The sequence below is a fragment of the Methylobacterium sp. J-026 genome (assembly GCF_022829585.1).
GTDB lineage: Bacteria > Pseudomonadota > Alphaproteobacteria > Rhizobiales > Beijerinckiaceae > Methylobacterium.
In genome coordinates, this window is record NZ_JAKSYC010000197.1 from 1 (window position 1) to 320 (window position 320).

Genomic DNA, 320 nt, shown 5'->3' on the forward strand with positions numbered 1-320 from the left:
CGGCCTGCTCCTCAGGAACGCCAGGGCCGCCCCAGGAGGTCGGTCGGCTCGCGCCCGCGCACGGATGGCTCGCTGGAGCGCCGCCGCCGCTGGGCAGCCTCTGGTCGCATGCCGCTCGGTCTCGCCGCCAAGTTCACCCACGCTGAGCAAGGCGTGCTCGCCCTGGTCGCCGCCGAGGTAGCGCGCCGCGGCGACTGCCGGCTGGCGGTTGGGCACATCGCGGCGATCGTCGGCGTGTCCGAGACTACCGTGCGCAACGCCATCCGGGAGGCCCGCAAGCTCGGGCTTGTCACGGTCGAGGAGCGGCCCGTCACGGGGTT

1 pseudogene is annotated in these 320 nt (G+C 74.4%); it reads left to right on the plus strand.

The features are described 5' to 3' along the window. Nucleotides 1–320, plus strand: a pseudogene (locus MKK69_RS18440) (GntR family transcriptional regulator); the annotation flags it as partial.